Consider the following 21,286-nt stretch of genomic DNA (forward strand, 5'->3'; position numbering starts at 1 on the left):
GGGGGAGCCGGTCCCTCCCCGCGGCGGAGGCCGCGGCCGGTGGTCGACTGGGAGCTTGGAGGGGCCGGGCGACCGCCCGAACTCCTCCGAGACACACCAGGACCGACCATGCGCAAGCTCACCGCCGCCGTCGCACTCGCCACCGCCGTCACGGCCCTCGCCGCCGGGACGGCGGGCACCGCCGCAGCCGCACCCACGTCCGCACCCGCGTCCGCAGCCGCACCGGCCCGACACCTCGCCCTGCACGGCTGGACGCTGCTCAACGAGCACGGCCCGGGCCCCAACCCGGGCGAGCGGCTCACCGCCCGGGTCGATGCCCGTACGGTCGACGGCCGCGCCCGGGGGCACGTCGTGGTGCAGCACGTGTTCGAGCGGGAGGGCACCATCCGGGCCGAGTTCGACGTCGACTGCCTGACCGTCGCCGGGAACGGCGCCGTCACGGTGACCGGGCCGATCTCACAGATGGTGCTCACCCCGCTCGGCGGCGAGCCGCAGCCCTTCCAGCCCGGGCAGCATCCCGAGGCGGGCCTGACCTTCTACCCGGCCGACGGGCAGGGCGAGCGCCGGGTCGGCTGGGAACGGACCGACCCCGCGATGCACACCGAGGTCACCGAGTGCGGCGCCGTCCCGGCCGGCCTCTGGGTCATCGGCGGCGGCACCGTCCTGCACCGATAGGCGCCGATAGGCGCCGGTAGGCAGCGGTGGGCAGCGGTAGGCAGCGGTAGGCAGCGGTAGGCAGCGGTAGGCAGCGGTAGGCACCGATGGGCACGGTTGCCACCGTTGCCACCGGTGGGCGAGGGCAGGCGGGCGGCGGGCCACGGAGACGGTCAGCCCGGCGTCAGCTGAGCGTCAGCGCCGCCCGCCACCGTAGTGGGCATGACGTCGATCACGGCGGTCTCCAGCTGCCTTCCCGACACCATCCCGATCGCCCGCTTCCAGCAGCGACTCCAACTGACGGACGTTCAGCTGCGGCGCTACCAGCGCTTCTACGGGCTCGCGGAGGTGTGCCGCGACCCGGCGGCCACCGAGACCGAGCTGCTGCTGCGCGCCGCCACCAAGCTGGTCGAGCTGCGCGGCCAGGAACAGCGCGTCAAGTACGTCCTGCAGGCACGCACCATGCCGTCGCCGCTGCCGTACCCGATGACCTCGCTCGGTCCGCTCCAAGCCGAACTCGGCCTGGAGCACGCCGCCGCGTTCGTCGTCTCGCACCACGCCTGCGCCTCCGGCCTGCTCGCCCTGGACCTGGCCGGCACCCTGCTCTCCGCCGACCCGGACCCGGACGCGCTGGCCCTGGTGGTGGCCGGGGAGAAGGCCTGCACCGCCCAGACCCAGTCCATCCCGGACGTCACCGTCATGGGCGAGGGCACCGTGGCATTCCTGGTGAGCGCGGACCGCTCCGGCCCGGACCGGATGATCGGCTACGCGGCCCGCACCTACCCGCAGTTCGGCGACGAGTTCATCATGAGCGGGACCGCCGCCAAGGAGTTCCAGGAGCTGTACGGGCCGGGCCTGTGCGAGGTGATCGACGCGGCGCTGGCCGAAGCCGACTGCAAGCTGGACGAGTTGGCGCTGGTGCTGCCGCACAACGTCAACCGGCTGTCCTGGATCGGTGTCTGCAAGGAGCTCGGGCTGCCGCTGGACAAGGTCTTCCTCGATCTGGTCGGCGAGACCGGCCACTGCTTCTGCGCCGACCCCTTCATCAACCTGCAGAAGGCCACCGAGCTGGGGCGGCTGCGCCCCGGCGACCGCTACCTGATGACCAGCGTGGGGCTCGGGGCGACCTTCGCCGCCATGGTGTTCGAGCACTGACGAGACCGTCCGGTACGAACGGGGCCGTCGAGCACCGACGGCTCCTTCCCGGACCGAGCGCACACGAGAAATGGACGAGGTCGACATGCACCTTCCCTCCGCCGGCTTCGGCGCGCGACTCAAGCGCGCGGTCTCCGGTTCACCGGACACCCCGCTGGTGTTCCTGGGCAACTTCGAGGTGGAGAACCACTGGGCGCTCGGCGAGCCCGCCCTGCCCCGGGTGGCCTCGCACGCCGGCAGTGCGGTGGTCAACCGGATGGACGAGTTCACCCTGCTGCTCGGCGGCAAGGACGACCACGTCGTACTGAAGACCGCGCCGGACGACGGCTACCGCGGCTACCTGGAGGGCCTCGGCCTCCAGCTGCCCACCGTGCACGTGGTGGCCGGCCAGGACCCGCAGCGCACCGTCAGCGAGGACGCCCTCGCCGACCCGGCCCTGCTCGACGCCCTGGCCGGTCTCACCGCCGACGGCGCCCGGCTTACCGCGCACGGCATCTCCGCCGTCGAGGAGGAGCTGGCCGCCCGCACCGGGCTCCCGCTGGCCGCGCCCGCAGCCGCCGTCTGCAAGCGGGTCAACAGCAAGGTGTACAGCCGCCGCCTGGCCGACGAGCTGGGCATCCGCCAGGCCCGCGGCTGGGCCTGCGAGACCCTGGAGGAGCTGGCGGAGGCGGTGGCCGCCGCCGGCGAACTGCTGGACGCCGGGCGGAAGGTGGTGCTCAAGGACGCCTTCGGGGTGTCCGGCAAGGGCATCGTGGTGCTGGACTCCGCGGCCCGGCTGGGCCGGCTGCACCGGATGGCCGTCCAGCAGGCCGAGAAGGCCGCCCGGGCCGCCCAGGACGGGGCCGGGGTGCCGCGCACGGCGCTGGTGGTGGAGGAGTGGGTCGCCAAGCGCTGCGACCTCAACTACCAGTTCACCGTGGGCCGGGACGGCTCGGTGCACTTCGACTTCGTCAAGGAGCTGCTCACCGAGGGCGGAGTGCACAAGGGCCACCGCATCCCGGCCCGGCTGTCCGACCGGCAGGTCGCGGAGATCGCCGCGACGGCGCTGCGACTCGGCGAGCGGCTCGCCGCGGACGGCTACTACGGCGTGGTCGGGGTGGACGCGATGGTCGACCCGGACGAGGGCCTCTACCCGGTGATCGAGATCAACGCCCGCAACAACATGTCCACCTACCAGAACGTGGTGCACGAGGGCGGGCTGGCCGGCCCCGAGGACGTCGCCGTCGCCCGTCACTACCCGCTGCGGCTCACCCGTCCGCTGCCCTTCGCCGAGCTGGCCGAACGGCTGGACGGCCTGCTGCTGGACGAGCCGGTACGGGCCGAGCCGGACGGCTCGGCGCCCGACGGCGCGCGGCCCGACGGCCGGGGCGCGCGGCCCCGCGGCCTGTTCGTCAACAACTACGCCACCGTGAACGCCGCGCACGGCACGGCCGCGGACAGCCCGGAGGGCTTCGAGGGCCGGCTGTACGGCGTGCTGGTCGGCGCCTCCGACGAGGAGATCGCGGAGCTGGACACCGACATCACCCGCCGCCTCGCGGCCTTCCCGGAACGGAGCTGATCGTGAGCGTCGCATTCGAGGTGCAGGGCCTCGGCATCACCGAGCTGGCCGAGGAGTTCGGCACCCCGCTGTACCTGTACGACGGCGAGGAGATCACCACCCGCTTCCGGGGCCTGCGCGAGGCGCTCCACCCCGCGCTGGAGGTCTTCTACTCACTGAAGGCCAACCCCAACATCTCGGTCTGCGCCCTGCTGCACAGCTGCGGCGCCCGCGCCGAGGTGTCCTCGCTGACCGAGCTGGTCACCGCCCAGCGGGCCGGGGTGAGCCCGCAGGACATCATCTTCCTCGGCCCCGGCAAGAGCCGCGCCGAGGTGGCCGCCTGCCTGGACCAGGGCATCCACGCGATCGTCTGCGAGTCGGTGGAGGAGCTTGGCCTGATCGACGAGCTGGCGGCCGAGCGCGGGGTCACCGCGCGGGTCGCGCTGCGGGTCAACCCGAGTTTCCAGGTCAAGGGTTCGGGCCTGACCATGGGCGGCAAGCCGCGCCAGTTCGGCACCGACGAGGAGCAGCTGCTGGCCGAGGGTCGCGGGCTGGCCACCCGGTACCCGCACGTGCGGCTGATGGGCGTCCAGGTCTACCTGGGCACCCGGATCCTGTCCGAGGAGTCGGTCGTCGAGAACACCCGGCGGATCTTCGACCTGGCCGAACGGCTCTCCGCCGAACTGGACTTCCCGCTGGAGACGGTGGACATCGGCGGCGGCCTCGGCATCGCCTACTTCGACAACGAGAAGGACCTCGACCTCGCCGTGCTGGCCGCCGGGCTCAACCCGCTGGTCGAGGACTTCGCCGAGCGGCACCCCGACACCCGGCTGATCATGGAACTGGGCCGCTTCCTGGTCGCCGCCTCCGGCACCTACGTGACCCGGGTGCGCTACACCAAGACCTCGATGGGCGAGAACTTCGCGGTCACCGACGGCGGCACCAACCACCACATGGCGGCGGTCGGCATCGGCTCGTACGTCAAGCGCAACTTCCCGATGGCCGCGCTGGAACGGATGGACGAGCCCGCCTCCGAGCCGTGGCACATCACCGGGCCGCTGTGCACGCCCAACGACGTGATCGGCAAGAAGGTCCCGATGCCGCCGCTGCGCGCCGGCGAGCTGATCGGCGTGCAGCGCTCCGGTGCGTACGGTCCGACGGCCTCCCCGGTGCACTTCCTGAGCCACGGCTACCCGGCCGAGGTGCTCGTCCTGGACGGGCGGGCGCACCTGGTCCGCGAGCGCGACGACGTGGGCGCGCTGCTGGCCGGGCAGCGGCTGTACCGGCCGGTCCCGCAGGACGACTGAGCCGCCCGGGACCACCCGGGACCCCACGCAGAACCGGCCGTGACCGCGTGACCGCGTGACCGCAGGACGCCCGGCACGGCGCAGCACGACACCGCACGACACCGCACGACCGCATCCGCCCGCCGACCGGCGGCCGGGACCACAGCGAGGAGCACTCCGTGAGCGACACCACGACCGACCCCAAATTCGTCGACGCCGTCCGCAAGGGCCTCTCGGAGGTCCTCAACAAGGACGTCTCCGGCGCGGACGAGAACGTCCGCCTCTTCGACGAGCTGGGCCTGGACTCCAGCAGCGCGCTCGAACTCCTCATCACCATCGAGGAGATCCTCGACCTCCAGTTCGACGCCGACGAACTGGACATGACCCACTTCGAGACGGTCGGCGCGCTGGCCGGATTCGTCGCCGGGGAAGCGGGCGCCTGAGCATGTTCCGCGCGACCGCAGCGGCCCGGCGCCCGCAGCCGGTCGGCCCGGCTGCCCTTCCCCGGCTGGTCCGGGCGGCCCGGTACGCCCCCACGGGCCCGGGCGCCCCGTACCGGCCGGAGGGCGCGCGGGAGGAGTTCTACGCGGAGCTCGGGGCGCCGTACCGGGCCCCCTTCGACCGCGCCCAGTTCGCCGCCGCCGGGCGGCGCACCTCGGTGGAGCTGGCCTACGGCGCCCTGGACGTGCTGGGGCCGCTGGACGCCGGGGACGCCCCCGAGGTGGCGGTGATCGCCTACGCCGCACCGGACTTCGAGCACACCGAGCTGGTCGCTTCCTGCGTCCAGCGGCGGCTGCCGGGCGGTCCGCTCGCCTTCGCGCTGTCCGACCAGGGCCGGCTGGCGCCGTTCAGCGCGCTGCGGGTGGCCGTGGAGTACGCCCGGCGGTGCGGCTGGTCGCGGTTGCTGCTGCTGGCCGTGGACCAGGGCACCCAGCCGTTCCCGCTGCCCGCCGGCTCCCCGGCCGGCCTGGACGGCGACGCCGCCGTGGCGCTACTGCTGCACTGGGACGGCGGCGACCGCCCGCTGGGCGGGCAGGCCCTCGGGCGGCCCGGATCCGCCCTGTTCGCGCACTGGCCCGCGGGCGCCGCCCTGGTGGCCGGCGCCGGTCTCGCCGGAGGACCTGAACTACCTGAACACCAGGGCCCGTTGACCAAGGGGGCGGCCGGACGGCCGGCCACCGGGAGCTGGTCCGCACTGCTCGACGCCGTCGCCGGGACCGACACCGTCGCCGGGACCGACACCGTCGCCGGAACCGACGCCGGACCGGGCACCGGCACCGCGACAGGGACCGACGCCGACCACCGCCAGGTGGTGGTCGCCGACTACGACCGGGACCGCGACGCCCTGGCCTACTGCACGCTCGACACGGGGGAGTGGAGACACAGATGACCGTTCCGGCCGAGGTCCAGGAGCACTGGCGCGAGGCGAGGGCCGGTGCGCGCACCGACGGCCTCGTGCCCGCACTCACCCTGCTGTCCCGCGCGCTCTCCCCGGGCGCGCCACCGCGCGGCCCCCGCGGACACGCCGTGGTACCGCGCGAACTCCTCGACGGCTACGGAGACTTGCCGGCCGAGGAGGCGCCGGGCCCGCTGCCGGGGCTCGCCGTGCTGCACCCCGCCCCCGCTCCCCGGACCCCGGCCGGCCCCGATGCCGATCCGGGCCCCGACCCCGATCCGGGCCCCCGGCCCTGGGACACCGGACTGGCCTGGCTGCGGCTCGGACACTCCGAGCGGCTGCGCGAGGCCTGCGTCGCCTACCTCGCCGCCCGCCGGGTCGAGGGCACCTCGCTGCTGCTGCAGCAGCTGGTCAAGGGCGCGCTCGCGGACGCCCTGATCGAACAGCTGGAGATCGCGGGCGTGCTCGACGACCTGGCCGAGGCGGACGGGGAGTGCGACCCGTGCTCCCCCGCCCACCCGCTGGACACCCGCGCCCTCGCCCGGCTGCAGGCACAGATCACCGAGGTCGACCGCGCCCTGCTGCGGCTGCTCGGCGCCCACGGCTTCACCGCCGAGGGACCCGGCCGGGAGGCCTACGCCTCCGAGCTGCTCGCCGACGTCTACTGCGGCCGGCCCGGTCCCGTCGCCCACCACCACGACGCTCCGGTCGACCACCTCGCCGACGCTCCCGTGGCCCCCTTCCTCGCCGCGCTCCCGGCCCAGCGCACCGACGCTCGCCCGGCCCAGCACCTCGACGCGCCCGGAGGCGTCAGATGACCATCCTGCCGAGCCAGCTCCGGAGCGCCCGCCGCCACGTCCGCGAGTGGGCCGACGACCTGCGCGCGGGCGCCCTCGAACTGGACCGCGACCCCGAGGCCGTCCACCACTACCTGGACCTGCCCGCCGTCCGCTTCCTGGCCGGCCACCTGACGCCCCCCGGCTGGGAGCGCGCGGGCACCGAGCCCGGCAGCGGCCCCGCCCACGGCCTGGCCACCCTGGAGCGGGCCGTGGTGAGCGAGGAGCTGGCCCGCGGCGACGCCGGGATGCTGCTCGGCTCCCCCGGCGCGTCGATGACCGGGGTGCTACTGGGCGTGCTCGGCAGCCCGGCCCAGCGGGACTGGGTCTACGGCCGCCTGGCCGACCGCCCGTGCTGGACCTCCTTCGCCCTCACCGAACCGGACCGCGGCTCCGCCATCGGCGAGATGAGCACCACACTGACCCCGCTGGGCGACGGCTCCTACCTGCTGGACGGCGAGAAGCGCTACGTCGGCAACGCCGCCCGCGCGGAGCTGGGCGCCGTCTTCGCGCGGGTCGCGGGCACCGAGCGGCTCGGCGTGCTGGCCGTCCTGGTGGACACCGCCGACCCCGGCTACCGGGCCGAGCCGATACCCACCCTGGGCCTGCGCGGGGTGCAACTGTGCCGGGTCACCTTCGACCGGGTGCACGTTCCGGCCGAGCGGGTGCTCGGCGCCCACCTGTCGCCGACCCGGCGCGGGATGTGGGGCATCGTCTCGGTCTTCAACCGGCTGCGGCCGACCGTCGCGGCGATCGCCCTGGGGATCGCCCGGGCCGCGCACGACTACATCGGCGAGAACCGCAAGGAACTGTGCGGCGCCGAGCGGGACGCCTACGAGGCGCTGGGCCGACGGATCGACGCGGCCCGGCAGTTGACCTACCGGGCCGCCCTCGCGGTGGACCGCCGGCCCTCCGACGGGTACCTCGCCTCGGCGGCCAAAGCGCGGGCCTGCCAGGTGGCCGAGGAGGTCACCCTGCGCGCGCCCGGCTTCTTCGGCCCCGGTGCCCGGCTGGACCACCCCCTGCTGGACAAACTCGCCCGGGACGCCCGGGGCGTGGAGTTCATGGAGGGGACCAGGAACATCCAGAAGCTCAACCTCTTCCAGGGGCTGCACACCGGAAAGGTGGACCGGCTCTGAACGGGACCGGACAGGCCGTCGAGATCTGGCGCATCCCGCTGACCGGAGGACGTCCGGACTCCGCTGCGGGGTCCGAACGGCCGGACCCCGCAGCGGAGTCGGAGCTCGAGGCGCTGGAGCGGCTGCTCGACCCCGAGGAGCGGGCCCGCGCCCGCAGCGGCCGGCTGCCCGGGCTGCGGCGCCGCTTCGTCGTCGCGCACGCCGCCACCCGGATCCTGCTCGGCGAGCGGCTGGGCCGCCCGCCGGAGCGGCTGCGCTTCAGCCGCGGCCGCTGGGGCAAGCCGGCCGTGGCGGACGCGCCCGGCGTGCACTTCAGCCTGTCCCACTCGGGGGAGCTGGCGCTGCTCGCGGTGGCCCCGCGGCCCGTCGGCGTGGACGTCGAGACGGTCCGCTCCGGCCGGGACGTGGACCGGCTGTCCCGGCGCTTCTTCCCCTCCCAGGAGCGGGAGTTGGTGGCCCTGGGCGGCCGTCCGGCGTTCGCCCGGCTGTGGACCAGGAAGGAGGCCTGCGTGAAGGCCTCGGGCGGCCGGCTCACCGAGGGCCTGGCCCTCCCGGTCGCCCACGACGCCACCCAGGCCACGGTACGGATCCCGGACGTCCCGGACGCCCCCGCCCCGGCGGGCCTGGCCGGCCCCTGGCGGGTCGCCGACCTGCCGCTGCCGGAGGCGCCGGAGCTGTACGCGGGGTCCGTCGCGCTGTTGGGCGCCGAACCCTTCGCCGTTTCGTGGGGCCTGTGGTATCCATGAGCACCCGCGGACTCCGGTCCGGCGCGGTGACAGCGGGACGGCGAGGCCGGGTGTCAAGTAGAAGAAACTCCCCCTCGAATCGGCGTAGTTGTACCCGTGGCCGCGGGTCGGATCGTCATTAGATTTCTCGGTACGAACGCACACCGTGCCGCACGGCCGGACCCCTGGTCCGGCCGGTGCCCGGGCCGGGCGACTGCGCCGAGAAGGAGGGGAACGTGATCGTGGAAGGCAGGAACGTGATCACCAGGGCGGCCCGGTGGAGCGCGGTCCACCCCTGGTGGGCGATCGCGCTCTGGGTGGCGTTCGTGGTCGGCGCGCTGGTGGTCGGCGGCCTCACCGGCACCCGGCAGGCGACCAACTCCGACCTCTCCATCGGCCAGTCCGGCCGGGCCGCCGCGATCGCCCGGACCGGCGGCCTCCAGGAGCGGGCCGTGGAGAACCTGCTGGTCAGCTCCTGGGACGGCGGGCGGCTCGACCCGGTCCGGGCCCAGGCGGCGGTGGACAACGCCACCCGCGGCCTGAGCCGCCTCACCGGAATCGCCTCGGTCGGCGCGCCGCAGTCCGCCCCGGACGGCACCGCCCTGCTCGTACCGGTCACCCTCGACGGGGATCCGGAGACCGCCGCCGACCGGGTGCAGCCGCTGCTGGACACCGTCGACGCCGCCCGGCAGGACCACGGCGACGTACGGATGGAGCTGGTCGGCTCCGGTTCGATCAAGGCCGGGCTGGACGACATGCTCAGCAGGGACCTCGGCAAGGCGACCGTGCTCAGCCTGCCGGTCACCCTGCTGGTGATGGTCTTCGTCTTCGGCGCGATCGTCGCCGCGAGCGTACCGGTGGTGCTCGGCCTGTCCTCGGTGCTGGCCGGGCTCGGGCTGTGGGGCGTCGCCTCGCAGGTCGTCCCGGACTCCGGTCCGGTGACCCCGTTCATCGTCCTGATGGGCATGGCGATCGGCGTGGACTACTCGCTGTTCTACCTCAAACGCCAGCGCGAGGAACGGGCGCTGGGCAGCGACAACATCGACGCGATCGAGATCGCGGCCGCCACCTCCGGGCACTCGGTACTGGTCTCCGGGGTGGTGGTGCTGGTCTCGATGGGCGCGCTCTACCTGGCCGGACACATCGCCTTCGAGTCGATGGCGACCGGCGCGGTGATCGTGGTGTCGATCGCCATCATCTCCTCGCTGACGGTGCTGCCGGCCATGCTGTCCCGCTTCGGCCGCTACCTGGACACCCCCCGGGTTCCGCTGGTGTGGCGGCTCACCCAGAAGGGCGGGGTCAAGCCCCGGCTCTGGTCGACCATGCTCAAGCCCTCGCTGCGCCACCCGGTGATCGCCCTGGTGGCCTCGGTGGCGGCGCTGCTGCTGCTCGCGCTGCCCGCACTCGGGCTCAAGCTCAAGGCCACCGGGATCGACGACCTGCCCCGGTCGATCCCGGCGATGCAGTCGTACCAGCGGCTGACCGAGTCCTTCCCGAGCCAGCCCGACACCCACCTGGTGGCGGTGCGGGTGCCGCCCGGCGAACGTGCCGAACTCGGCCCGGCCGTCGACGAACTGGTCCGACGGACGCTGACCGACGACCTCTTCGTCCACGACCCGGCACCGGTGGTGCGGACCTCGGCGGACGGCACGGTCGCCACCGTGGCGATCGGCACCCGGTTCGACAGCGGCTCGGACCAGGCCCGCGCCTCACTGGCCCGGCTCCGCGAGGACCTCACCCCGAAGACCCTCGGCTCCGTCGCGGGCGCGCAGTTCGCGGTGGGCGGCAGTGACGTGGCCTATGACGTGGACTACCGGGCGAACGTGATGGACAAGATGCCCTGGGTGCTCGGGGTGGCGCTGGCGCTGACGTTCCTGGTGATGGCGCTGGCCTTCCGCTCGATCGTCCTGGCGCTGATCACCGTGGCACTCAACCTGCTCTCCACCGCGGCCTCGTTCGGCGTGCTCGCGCTGATCTTCCAGCACACCTGGGCCGAGGACCTGCTGCACTTCGAGTCCACCGGCCGGGTGGTGGCCTGGATGCCGCTGATGCTGTTCGTGATCCTGCTCGGGCTGTCGATGGACTACCACGTCTTCGTGGTCAGCCGGATCCGGGAGGCGGCGCGCGGAGGGCTGTCGCTGCGGGAAGCGGTCGAGCAGGGCATCACCCGCACCGCCGGGGTGGTCACCAGCGCGGCTGCGGTGATGGTCTGCGTGTTCGCGCTGCTGGCCTCGCTCAACTACATCGAGATGAAGCAGATGGGCGTGGGCATGGCCTGCGCGGTGCTGCTGGACGCGACGGTGATCCGGATCGTGGTGCTGCCGGCGATGATCACCCTGCTCGGCTGGAAGACCTGGTGGCCCTCCCGGCTGGCCCGTCAGTCGCCCGCCCGCCCCCCTCGCCTGCCCTCGATCGTGGCCGCGGCGGCGGCCTCCGCGGCGGCCCGATCGACCCTTCCGTAACAACCGGTCACGACCGGCCGGACGGCCGGGGCGGGGGATCGCTCCCGCCCCGGCCGCTTCGTTCGCGCACGACGGGAGCCCCGACCCACGACAAGGCGTTTGACGTCGCACGTGCCGTGATGGTTTGTTACGAGAGTTGTAGAATCGCTAATGCGTTCGTCGAAGTGCGCAGCCCCCGAGGCCGCACCGGCGACGGGACGCGCCACGGAAGCGGGGGCGGTGTGGTGGTGGGCCAGCACGGTGACGGCGGCCTCGCCGCGACGCGCTGGCGCGATGAACTCGCCCGGGTGAGCACTCTCTCGGGGCGGGAGCGGCAGGTCTTCGACCTGATCGGAACGGGTCACTCCAACCGCGGCATCGCCGACCGACTGCACGTCACGGAACGTACGGTGAAAGCCCATGTCGCCAGCGTGATGGCGAAGCTGGGCGTGGAGTCCCGGCTCCAGGCCGGCCTGGTGGCCCAAGTCCACCAACTCATGTACGAAGGTACATGGCCGGATCAGCCACCCGTGTCCGATACTTGACCGGCGCGAATGATACCCGGGCTTCTCCCCTTTTTCAGTCCCCTTCAAACAAGTCGACCCCTGATGGTAGTGGTTCGTCGAGGACTCAACGGACAAGCTCGTGGCTGGAGTTCATCGCTAAGAACGGGGAAATTTTGTGCACATCTCCATACTGGGCCCGCTTCTCATCGGCGACGGTCAGCGCACCGTGGGATTACGGGCGAAGAAGAACCGCGTCATGCTCACCATGCTCGCCCTGAACGCCGGTCAGGTGGTCGCCTTCGACGAACTGATCGACGAACTCTGGGGGGAGGCGCCGTTGAAGAACGCGCGCAACGCCCTCCAGGCCAACGTCAAGCGCATGCGGAAGTCACTGGCCGAACTGGGCCTGGAGAGACCGGACCAGGAACTCATCAGAACCGTCGACAACGGGTACACGCTGACCGTTCCGGAGGAGGCGGTCGACGCGTACCGCTTCCTGCGTACGGCGGAGAAGGGCGCGGGGCTGGTCGAACACCGGCCGTACGAAGCGATGGAAACCCTCCGGTCGGCACTGGCCATGTGGCGCGGACCGGCCCTGCTCGACACCAGCGACGGGCCGTGGTGCCGCGCCGTCGCCCTGCGGCTGGACGAACAGCGCAAGACCGCCCGCGAGGACCTGATCGCGGCGCAGCTCCAGTCGGGCGAGGCGGGTGCGGTGGTCGCCGAACTCAAGCAGCTGCTCGCCCAGTACCCCGAGCGGGAGCGTTTCAGCGAGCAGTTGATGATCGCGCTGTACCGCTGCGGCCGCCAGTCGGAGGCCGTGGACATCTTCCACCGCACCCGCAAGTGGTTGGACGACGAGCTGGGGCTCAAGCCGAGCCGGCGGCTCCACCACCTGTACCAGGCCATCCTGATGCAGGATCCTTCCCTCTGATCCCGGGGTGAGGGCGGCTCACCCCGAGGTCAGGCTGGCGGCGACGGGCAGGCATCCGGCCTGCCCGTCGCCGCCCCCGTCATCCGAGGCGGCGCAGGGCGGCGTCGGTGATCGCACCGATCCGCCCGGCCGCCTCCCTGTTCAGCATCTCCTCGTGGTCGCAGGGCACCCGGTGCACCGTGAGCGGCCCGCCGAGGTGCGGCTGCCAGCGCTCGACCGCCAGACCGTCCGCGACGCCGTCCCCGGCGCCGTCCGCGACGAAGAGCAGCAACTCCCCGTCGAACCGCCCGGGGGTGAACTCCCTAGCGATGTCGGTGTGGTGACGCATCACCGTCATCAGCCGGGACAGCTCCGCCTCGTCCACGCCCGCCCCGGCGGCGTGGTGGTCCAGGAAGGCGGACCGGATCTGCTGGTCGGTGGGGTTCGGGTCGCCCGGGTGCACCGGCTGGACGTCCAGCGCCGCCAGGAAGGCCACCGGCTCGCCGGCCGCCCGGAGTTGGACGGCCATCTCGTGGGCGACCAGCCCGCCGAAGGACCAGCCCAGCAGGTGGTACGGGCCGTGCGGCTGCACCCGCCGGATCCGGGCCAGGTACTCGGTGGCCAGCTCCCGCACCCCGACCGGCTTGCGCCACTGCCCGGCCGGCGCCGCGATGCCGTCGGACTGCAGGGCGTACACCGGCCGGTCCGGGTCCAGGTGCGCGGCCAGTTCGGCGTACGGCAGACCGAAGCCGACGCCGCCGTGCACGCAGAACAGCGGCTCGGCGGTGCCGCCGGGCCGGATCGCCAGCAACGGCTCCAGCAGTGCCGACGGAAGCGGCCCCCGCTCGGTGGGCCGGGCGGCCGCGGCCAGGGCCGCCACCGTCTTGTGGGTGAACACGTCGGCCAGCGAGAGGGTGAGCCCGGCCTTGGCCGCCCGGCCGACGATCTGCACCGAGCGCAGGCTGTCGCCGCCGAGCGCGAAGAAGTCCCCGTCGGCGTCGACCCGGTCCAGCCCGAGGACCTCCGCGAAGACCGCCGCGATCACCTCCTCGGCCGGGGTGCGCGGCGGGCGCACCCGGTCCGCGGGCCGTCCCGGCGCCACCGGCTCGGCCCCCGGCTCCGGCAGTGCCCGGACGTCCAGCTTGCCGTTGGCGGTCAGCGGCAGGGCCGGCAGCGTCACCAGGGCGGCCGGCACCATGTGCGCGGGCAGCGACTCGCCGAGGAAGGCCCGCAGCACCGGGACGTCGACGGCGGCCACTCCGGGCAGCGGCACCACGTACCCGACCAGCTGCCGGCCGCCGGTCGGCGTGCTGCGCACCCGTACCGCGGCCTGGACCACCACCGGGTGCCTGGTCAGCGCGGCCTCGATCTCACCGGGCTCGATCCGGAAGCCGCGCAGCTTGATCTGGTGGTCCGCCCGGCCGACGTGCTCCAGGGTGCCGTCGGCCCGCCAGCGGACCAGGTCCCCGGTGCGGTACATCCGGGTGCCGGGCTCGCCGTACGGGTCGGCGACGAAGCGCTCGGCGGTGGTCACCGGGCGGCCCGGGTAGCCCCGGGCGAGCCCGGCCCCGGCGAGGTACAGCTCGCCGGTGACACCGACCGGCACCGGGGCCAGCGCCGCGTCCAGCACGTACGCCCGGTGGCCGCCCAGCGGACGGCCGATTGGCGGGCGGCCGGTGGGCAGCGAACCGGTGCCCGGGAGCAGCCGGTCGCTCCAGGTGGCGCAGACCGAGGCCTCGGTCGGGCCGTAGGCGTTGCGCAGGTCGAGCCGCCCGGCGAGGCGGTCCACCAGGGCGGGCGGGCAGGCCTCGCCGCCGACGGCGAGCAGCAGCCCGTCCGGCAGCGGCGCGTCGTCCGGCAGCCCGGCCGCGACGGGGGGCGGCAGGATGGCGTGGTCGACCCGGTGCTCGGCCAGCAGCGCGGCCAACCGGTCCCCGGCGAACCGGCTCTCCTCGGTGGCGAACACCAGGGTGCCGCCGGTGCACAGCGAGGCGCCCAGCTCCCAGACGCTGGCGTCGAAGCTGAAGGACGCGAACTGCAGCACCCGCCGGCCCGGGCCCAGCAGCCCGTGCAGGGCGGCCACCAGGTTGACCGCTCCGGCGTGCGGCACGGCGACGCCCTTGGGCAGGCCGGTGGAGCCGGAGGTGTAGATGACGTACGCGGTGTCCTGCGGGGTGAGCGGCCGGGTGCGGTCGGCGTCGCCGGGGTCGGTGTCCGGCTGCCCGGCCAGTTCGGCGAGCGTACCGGGGGCGTCCAGCAGCAGCGGGACGGCGGCCGTCGGGGGCAGTTCCACCCCGTCGACGGCCAGTACCTGGACGGGCGCCGCGTCGCCGAGCAGGTGGGCGATCCGCTCGGCCGGGTAGCGCGGGTCCACCGGCAGGTAGGCGGCGCCGGTCTTGAGTACCGCCAGCAGGGCGACCACCAGCTGCGGGGAGCGCGGCAGGGCCAGCGCCACGACGTCCCCGGGGCCGGCTCCGCGGGCCAGCAGCAGGTGGGCGAGCCGGTTGGCGCGGGCGTTCAGCTCGCGGTGGTCCAGGCGTACGGTGCCGGGCCCGGCCGGGACGGCGTCGGGGGCGATCAGCGCCGGGCGGTCCGGGTGCTCGGCCGCGGCCCGCTCCAGCAGCGCGGGCAGGGTGGCGGCGCCGGACCACCCGGCGGCCGGCGGCGGGGCCGGCGGGCCGCTCCACTCGGCCAGCAGGACGCGCCGCTCCTCGGCGGTGAGCAGCTCCAGGGCGCTGAGCGGGGCGTCGGGGGTCCGGGCGGCGGAGTCCAGCAGGGTGGCCAGCGAGCGGGCCAGCCGGGTGGCGGTGGCGGCGGTGAAGAGGTCCTCGCGGTACTCCAGCAGGATCTCCAGCCCGGCCGGACCGCCGTCCGCCGCGGTGCGCTCGCGGACCTGGAAGGACAGGTCGAACTTGGCCGCGGTGGTGTCGACGGGCAGCACCTCGGCGGTCAGGCCCGGCATCGACGGCAGCGCCGCGTTGCCGGCGGCGGCGTTCCCCGAGGCGGCGTTCCCGAAGGTCGCGTTCCCGAAGGTGGCGTTCCCGAAGGTGGCGTTCTCGAAGGCCAGCACCACCTGGAAGAGCGGCTGGCGGCCGGTCGAACGGACCGGGTTGAGCCCCTCGACCAGCTGCTCGAAGGGCAGTTCGGCGTGGGCGTAGGCGGTCAGGTCGGTCTCCCGGACGCGTCCGAGGAGTTCGCGGAAGGCCGGGTCGCCGGAGGTGTCGGTGCGCAGCACCAGGGTGTTCACGAAGAAGCCGACCAGTTCCCGGACGGCCTCCTCGGTGCGCCCGGCCACCGGGCTGCCGAGCGGGATGTCGGTGCCGGCGCCGAGCCGGGTGAGCAGGGCGGCCAGCCCGGCCTGGACGGCCATGAACAGGCTGGCGCCGCCGTCCCGGGCGAGGGCGGCGAGCCGGGCGTGCGCCTCGGCGGGCAGTGCGCAACGGACCTCCGCGCCGCGCTGCCCGGCCCGGGCCGGGCGCGGGAAGTCGGCGGGTAGCTCCAGCTCCTCCGGGATGCCGGCCAACGCTTCGCGCCAGTGGGCGAGTTCGGCGGCGGCCAGGCTGTCCGGGTCGTCCTTGGCGCCGAGCAGGGCGCGCTGCCAGAGCGCGTGGTCGGCGTACTGCACCGGCAGCGGCAGCCAGTCGGGCGCCCGGCCCTCGGCCCGGCACCGGTAGGCGGTGGCGAGGTCGCGCACCAGCGGGCCGAGCGACCAGCCGTCGGCGGCGATGTGGTGCACCGTGATCACCAGTGCGTGGTCGGTCGGGCCGAGGACGAACAGCCTTGCGCGCAAAGGGACTTGTGCGGACAGCACGAATGGGTGGGCGGCCTCGGCGGCCAGCGTGCCGGGCAGTTCGGCCGCCCGCAGCTCCACTGACTCCAGTGCGCCGCCAGAGAGTTCGGCCTCGGCGACGGTGAGCACCAGCTGCGAGGGCAGGCCGTCCGCCTCGGCGAAGACGGTGCGCAGGCTCTCGTGCCGCTCCAGCACGTCCCGGACGGCGGCGGTCAGCGCGGCCCGGTCCAGCGGACCGGTCAGCCGGACGGCCAGCGGGATGTTGTAGGCCCCGGTCGGACCGTCCATCCGGTCCAGGAACCAGAGCCGCTCCTGGGCGTGCGACAGCGGCACGGTCGCGGGCCGCTCGACGGCGCGCAGCACCGGCCGGGCCCGCCCCCCGGCGGCCGTGGGCACCGGCGACCCGCCGGCCGGTCCTTCGCCGGCCCGCCCCCCGCCGGCCGGTCCTTCGCCGGCCGGTCCGTGATCGGCCGGTCCGCCGCCGGACAGCGTCCGGGCCAGCCCCTCGGCCGTCCGGGCGTCGAACAGCGCCCGCAGCGGAACGTCCCCGCCCAGCTCGGAGCGCAGCCGGTTGACCACCCGGGTCGCCGAGAGCGAGTGGCCGCCCAGCGCGAAGAAGTCGTCGTCCGCACCGACCCGCTCCAGCCCGAGGGCCTCGGCGAACACCGCGCAGAGCAGTTCCTCGCGCTCCCCCACCGGCGCCCGCCCGGTGCCCGCGCGCTCCTCCGCCGGGGCGGGCAGCGCCTTGCGGTCGACCTTGCCGTTGGGGGTCAGCGGCAGCTCGTCCAGCGGCACGTACACCGCCGGCCGCATCGACACGGGCAGCACCTCCGCCGCCCGCTCCCGCAGTCGGTCGAGGTCGAGGCCGGCCGGCACCACGTGGGCGACCAGCCGGACGTCCCCGGCCCGGTCGGCGCCGGCCGTGACGACGGCCTGCCGGACGCCGGGCTGCGCGGCCAGCACCGACTCGATCTCGCCCAGCTCGATCCGGTGGCCGCGGATCTTCACCTGGAAGTCGCTGCGCCCGGCGTACTCCAGCACCCGGCCGCCGGTGTCCCAGCGGGCGATGTCGCCGGTGCGGTACATCCGGCTGCCGGGCGGGCCGTACGGGTCCGCGGTGAAGCGCTCGGCGGTCAGGCCGGGCCGGCCCAGGTAGCCCCGGGCGAGGCCGGCGCCGGCCAGGTAGAGGTCCCCGTAGGTGCCGTCCGGGACCGGCCGCAGCGCGCCGTCCAGCACGTAGGCCCGGGTGTTGGCGATCGGGGCGCCGATCGGCGGCGGACCCGACCGCTCCCCGTCCAGGACGGCGGCCGTGGACCAGACGGTGGTCTCGGTCGGGCCGTAGACGTTGGTCACCGAGGCGCAGTGCGCGGTGAGGGTGCGGGCCAGCGGCTCGGGCAGCGCCTCGCCGCCGACCAGGGCGCGCAGCCCGGCCAGCCGCGGGGCGTGGTCGGCGGCGAGCGACTGCCACAGGCTGGGGGTGGCCTGCAGCACGGTCGCGCCGAGACCGGTGACGGCCCCGGCCAGCGCGGCCGGGTCGCGGACGGTCTCCCGGTCGGCGAGCAGCAGTTCGGCGCCGGTGACCAGCGGGACGAACAGCTCCAGGTTGGCGATGTCGAAGCCGAAGGTGGTGACGGCGAGCAGCCGGTCGGCCGCGGTGACGGCGAAGCGCTCGGCCATGTCCCGGACCAGGTTGACCAGGGCGGCGTGCGGCACCACCACGCCCTTGGGGCGCCCGGTGGAGCCCGAGGTGTGGATGACGTACGCCGGGTGGTCGCCGGACGGCTCGCGCGGCGTGCCGGGCGCGGCCGCCGGCGGCAGGCCGTCCGGATCGTCCAGGACCCACGACTCACCGGCGAACGGGAGCAGTTCGCGCACCCGGCGGTGGGTGAGGGTGACCACCGGGGCGGCGTCCTCGATCATGAGCCGCAGCCGCTCCACCGGGTGGTCCGGGTCCAGCGGCAGGTAGGCGGCGCCGGACTTGAGGACGGCCAGCGCGGCCACCACGAGGTCCGTCGAGCGGTCGAGGGCGATCGCCACCACCCGCTCCGGGCCGGCCCCGGCGGCAACCAGTCGCTCGGCCAACTCGTCGGCACGACGGTGCAGTTCGCGGTAGCTCAGGCGCTGACCGGCGCACCGCACGGCGGGCGCGTCCGGGGTGCGGGCGGCTTGGGCGGCCAGCAGCGGGGCGAGCCAGGGGCCCGGCGGCGGGGTCGCGGTGGCGTTGCGGTCCTCCAGGATCCGGGCCCGTTCGGTCGCGTCCAGGACGTCGAGGCGGCCGCAGGGCCGGTCGGGCGCGACCACGGCGGCGGCCAGCAGCCGGGCGAAGCGCCGTCCGATCAGCTCCGCCTCGGCGGCGTCGACCATGGTGGGCAGGTGGTTCACCGCGAGGCCGAAGGGCGTGCCGGGGAAGACGGTGAGGGTGACCGGGAAGTCGGTGGCCGAACGGATGTCGACGCCGGTCACCCTGGAGTCGCCGGCGACCCCCAGACTGCCCATCGGGTAGTTCTGGAACATCAGCGCGGTGTCGAAGAGTTCGCCGCGCACGGGGGTGAGCTGCTGCACCTCGGCCAGGGTGAGGTGCTCGTGCGGCAGCAGCCCGGTCTGGGCCCGCTGGACGGCGGCGAACAGCTCGGCGGGGGTGCGCTCCGGGTCGACGTCCACCCGGACCGGCAGGGTGTTGGCGAACAGCCCGACCATCCGCTCGACGTCCGCGAGCCCGGCCGGGCGGCCGGAGCTGACCGCTCCGAACACCACGGTGGACTGGCCGGTCAGCCGGGACAGCAGCAGCGCCCAGCAGCCCTGCACCACCGCGTTGACGGTCAGACCGCGCGCCCGGGCGAAGGCGGTCAGCCGCTCCGCCACCGCCGGGTCGAGGTCCAGCGGGACGGAGCGGGGCAGTGCGTCCGCGCCCTCGCCCCGGCTGCGGCCGGCCGGCACCAGCCGGGTCGGCTCGGTCACCCCGGCCAGCGCCGCTCCCCACGCGGTCCGGGCGGCCGCACGGTCCTGGGAGCCGAGCCAGGCGAGGTGGGACTGGTAGCGGGTCGGCGGCTCGGACGCCCCGGATCCGCCGGCCAGTTCGGCGAGTTCACCGAGCAGGGTGACCATCGACCAGCCGTCCAGCAGGATGTGGTGGACGGTCCACAGCAGCCGGCAGCGCCCGTCCCCGGCGCGGGCCAGGGTGAGCCGGTGCAGCGGCGGGCGGGCCAGGTCGAAGCGGCGCAGCCGGTCCTCCTCGGCCAGGCGCTCGAACCCGGCGTCGGCCTCCGCCCCGGCGCCCGGCACCGCGACCTCCCGCCAGGGCAGCGCGACCGCGGTCGGCACCACCTGCACCACCTCGCCGTTGCGGCGCGGCCGGAAGCAGGCCTTGAGGTTGGGGTGCCGCTCCAGCAGCGCGCCCGCGGCGGTGCGCAGGGCGGCGGCCCCGGCTTCGGTCAGCTCCTCGAAGTCGAGCACCAGCTGAATGGTGTAGACGTCCGTCCCGGCGCGGTCGTACTCCGAGAGAAAGAGCAGTCCCTGTTGCAGCGGCGAGAGTGGAAGGACTTCACTGATGGCGGACGGCCGATTCAAACCGGGCTCCTCACGGAAGGCCCGCACAAGTGCGATGCAGGTGCGGTGCACGTACGGATTAACAAACGTTTTCCGATGGCGCTGACGGGCAACTGACCGGCAGCTGACGGACGGCTGACGCACGACCGCCACCTGCGTGGTCGAACGCCGCGCGGGGCCCGTCAGCAATCCGTCAGCCCTCCGTCAGCTCCTCGTCAGCGATCGGCGGGAGGCTTGCCGTCGAGGCTAATTCCTTACCGAAGGCCAGGAGTTCTCCGTGCCGGTCATTTCCGCGTCACACGAATTCGAGGTCAGTGACCTCTTCGTGAATCTTCAGCCGATCTTCGGGCACCGCCTCTTCCTGAAAGTGGAGGGATTCAACTTCGCCGGGTCCATCAAGCTGAAGGCGGCCCGGGAAATGGTCGCCCGGGCCGAGGAGTCCGGCGCGCTGCAGCCCGGTTCGACACTGGTGGAGTCCTCCTCCGGGAACATGGGCGTGGCGCTGAGCGTGCTCGCCGCGGCGCGCGGCTACCGGTTCGTCTGCGTCACCGACTCGCGCTGCAACGAGGCCACCCGGCGGATCATGGAGTCCTACGGCACCGAGGTGCACGTGATCACCGAGCCGCACCCGGAGGAGGGCTTCCTCGGGGCGCGGATCCGGCACGTCCGGGCGCTGCTGGCCGAGGACGAGCGGCGCGTCTGGCTCAACCAGTACCTCAGCCCGGGCAACTGGATGGCCCACTACCGCACCACCGCGCCCGCCATCGCCCGCCAGTTCCCGGACCTCAGCGTGCTGTTCGTCGGCGCCGGCACCACCGGCACCCTGATGGGCTGCGCCCGGTACTTCCGGGAGCGGCGCCCCTCGGTGCGGGTCGTCCCGGTGGACAGCGTCGGCTCGGTCACCTTCGGCACCCCACCGGCCCCCCGGCACATCCCGGGCCTGGGCACCAGCGTCCGCCCGCCGCTGCTGGACGACTCGCTGGTGGATCCCGCGATCCACGTCGAGGAGCGCGACACCGTGCGCACCTGCCGGGAACTGATGCGCGGGGGCTTCCTGTTCGGCGGCTCCACCGGCACCGCGGTGAGCGGGGCGGTGCGCTGGCTGGACGAGCACCACGGCGACGGCGTGGGCGGCGTGCGGACGCGGGTGACGGCCGTGACCATCGCGCCGGACCTCGGCGAGCGCTACCTGGACACCGTCTACCACGACGAATGGGTGGCCCGCTCGATCGGTCCGGAGGGCCTGCTGCCGGGCGTCGCCCGCGGCGGGCTCGGCCTCGACACCGGGCTGCACGCCGTGACGGGCTGAGCCGGGCGGACCGGGTCCGAAGGGTCACCACGGATCCGGTGGAGCGAGAGTTG

General features: G+C 74.2%; 14 protein-coding genes. 13 read left to right on the top strand and 1 reads right to left on the bottom strand.

The window, feature by feature from the left end; translation table 11 throughout:
• Window positions 1-108 precede the first annotated feature (108 nt).
• From ACZ7BZ_RS20235 to ACZ7BZ_RS20290, 12 genes are all read left to right on the top strand, one after another.
• Complete coding sequence (locus ACZ7BZ_RS20235; protein WP_470359451.1) at window positions 109-675, top strand: hypothetical protein; 567 nt, start codon at window positions 109-111, stop codon at window positions 673-675.
• 201 nt (window positions 676-876) lie between these two features.
• Window positions 877-1,809 (top strand): 3-oxoacyl-[acyl-carrier-protein] synthase III C-terminal domain-containing protein, encoded by a 933-nt coding sequence (locus ACZ7BZ_RS20240; RefSeq protein WP_470359452.1) that lies wholly within the window; start codon window positions 877-879, stop codon window positions 1,807-1,809.
• Between the two features lie 85 nt (window positions 1,810-1,894).
• Window positions 1,895-3,367 carry a preATP grasp domain-containing protein gene (locus ACZ7BZ_RS20245; RefSeq protein WP_470359453.1) on the top strand — a complete coding sequence of 491 codons (1,473 nt, stop codon included), beginning with the start codon at window positions 1,895-1,897 and terminating at the stop codon, window positions 3,365-3,367.
• Window positions 3,368-3,369: 2 nt separating this feature from the next.
• Window positions 3,370-4,653, top strand: a complete 1,284-nt coding sequence (locus tag ACZ7BZ_RS20250) for a type III PLP-dependent enzyme (RefSeq protein ID WP_470359454.1) — start codon at window positions 3,370-3,372, stop codon at window positions 4,651-4,653.
• Between the two features lie 158 nt (window positions 4,654-4,811).
• Window positions 4,812-5,075, top strand: coding sequence for an acyl carrier protein (locus ACZ7BZ_RS20255; protein WP_380461437.1), 264 nt, complete (start codon window positions 4,812-4,814; stop codon window positions 5,073-5,075).
• A 2-nt stretch (window positions 5,076-5,077) separates the two neighbouring features.
• Entirely contained in the window at window positions 5,078-6,022 is a 945-nt protein-coding gene (locus tag ACZ7BZ_RS20260; RefSeq protein WP_470359455.1) for a hypothetical protein, read from the top strand.
• Complete coding sequence (locus tag ACZ7BZ_RS20265) at window positions 6,019-6,846, top strand: hypothetical protein (protein WP_470359456.1); 828 nt, start codon at window positions 6,019-6,021, stop codon at window positions 6,844-6,846. The genes ACZ7BZ_RS20260 and ACZ7BZ_RS20265 overlap by 4 nt, the downstream gene beginning before the upstream one ends.
• Window positions 6,843-8,003, top strand: coding sequence for an acyl-CoA dehydrogenase family protein (locus ACZ7BZ_RS20270; RefSeq protein ID WP_470359457.1), 1,161 nt, complete (start codon window positions 6,843-6,845; stop codon window positions 8,001-8,003). Before ACZ7BZ_RS20265 ends, ACZ7BZ_RS20270 begins: the two co-directional genes overlap by 4 nt.
• A 287-nt stretch (window positions 8,004-8,290) precedes the next feature.
• The gene (locus tag ACZ7BZ_RS20275) at window positions 8,291-8,749 is read left to right on the top strand and encodes a 4'-phosphopantetheinyl transferase family protein (protein WP_470359458.1); all 459 of its coding nucleotides are present in this window, start codon (window positions 8,291-8,293) and stop codon (window positions 8,747-8,749) included.
• 215 nt (window positions 8,750-8,964) lie between these two features.
• Window positions 8,965-11,190 (top strand): MMPL family transporter, encoded by a 2,226-nt coding sequence (locus ACZ7BZ_RS20280; RefSeq protein ID WP_470359459.1) that lies wholly within the window; start codon window positions 8,965-8,967, stop codon window positions 11,188-11,190.
• Window positions 11,191-11,411: 221 nt separating this feature from the next.
• Window positions 11,412-11,714, top strand: coding sequence for a helix-turn-helix domain-containing protein (locus ACZ7BZ_RS20285; RefSeq protein WP_470359460.1), 303 nt, complete (start codon window positions 11,412-11,414; stop codon window positions 11,712-11,714).
• A 187-nt stretch (window positions 11,715-11,901) separates the two neighbouring features.
• Window positions 11,902-12,609: an AfsR/SARP family transcriptional regulator gene (locus tag ACZ7BZ_RS20290; RefSeq protein WP_470359461.1), complete on the top strand. Its 708-nt coding sequence runs from the start codon at window positions 11,902-11,904 to the stop codon at window positions 12,607-12,609.
• Between the two features lie 79 nt (window positions 12,610-12,688).
• Here the strand turns inward: ACZ7BZ_RS20290 and ACZ7BZ_RS20295 are convergent, their stop codons facing one another.
• Window positions 12,689-19,945 carry an amino acid adenylation domain-containing protein gene (locus tag ACZ7BZ_RS20295; RefSeq protein WP_470359462.1) on the bottom strand — a complete coding sequence of 2,419 codons (7,257 nt, stop codon included), beginning with the start codon at window positions 19,943-19,945 and terminating at the stop codon, window positions 12,689-12,691.
• A 256-nt stretch (window positions 19,946-20,201) separates the two neighbouring features.
• Between ACZ7BZ_RS20295 and sbnA the strand changes: the two genes are divergently transcribed.
• Window positions 20,202-21,233, top strand: a complete 1,032-nt coding sequence (gene sbnA, locus ACZ7BZ_RS20300) for a 2,3-diaminopropionate biosynthesis protein SbnA (protein ID WP_470359463.1) — start codon at window positions 20,202-20,204, stop codon at window positions 21,231-21,233.
• Window positions 21,234-21,286 lie beyond the last annotated feature (53 nt).

It is taken from the genome of Kitasatospora sp. NPDC036934, assembly GCF_055608425.1.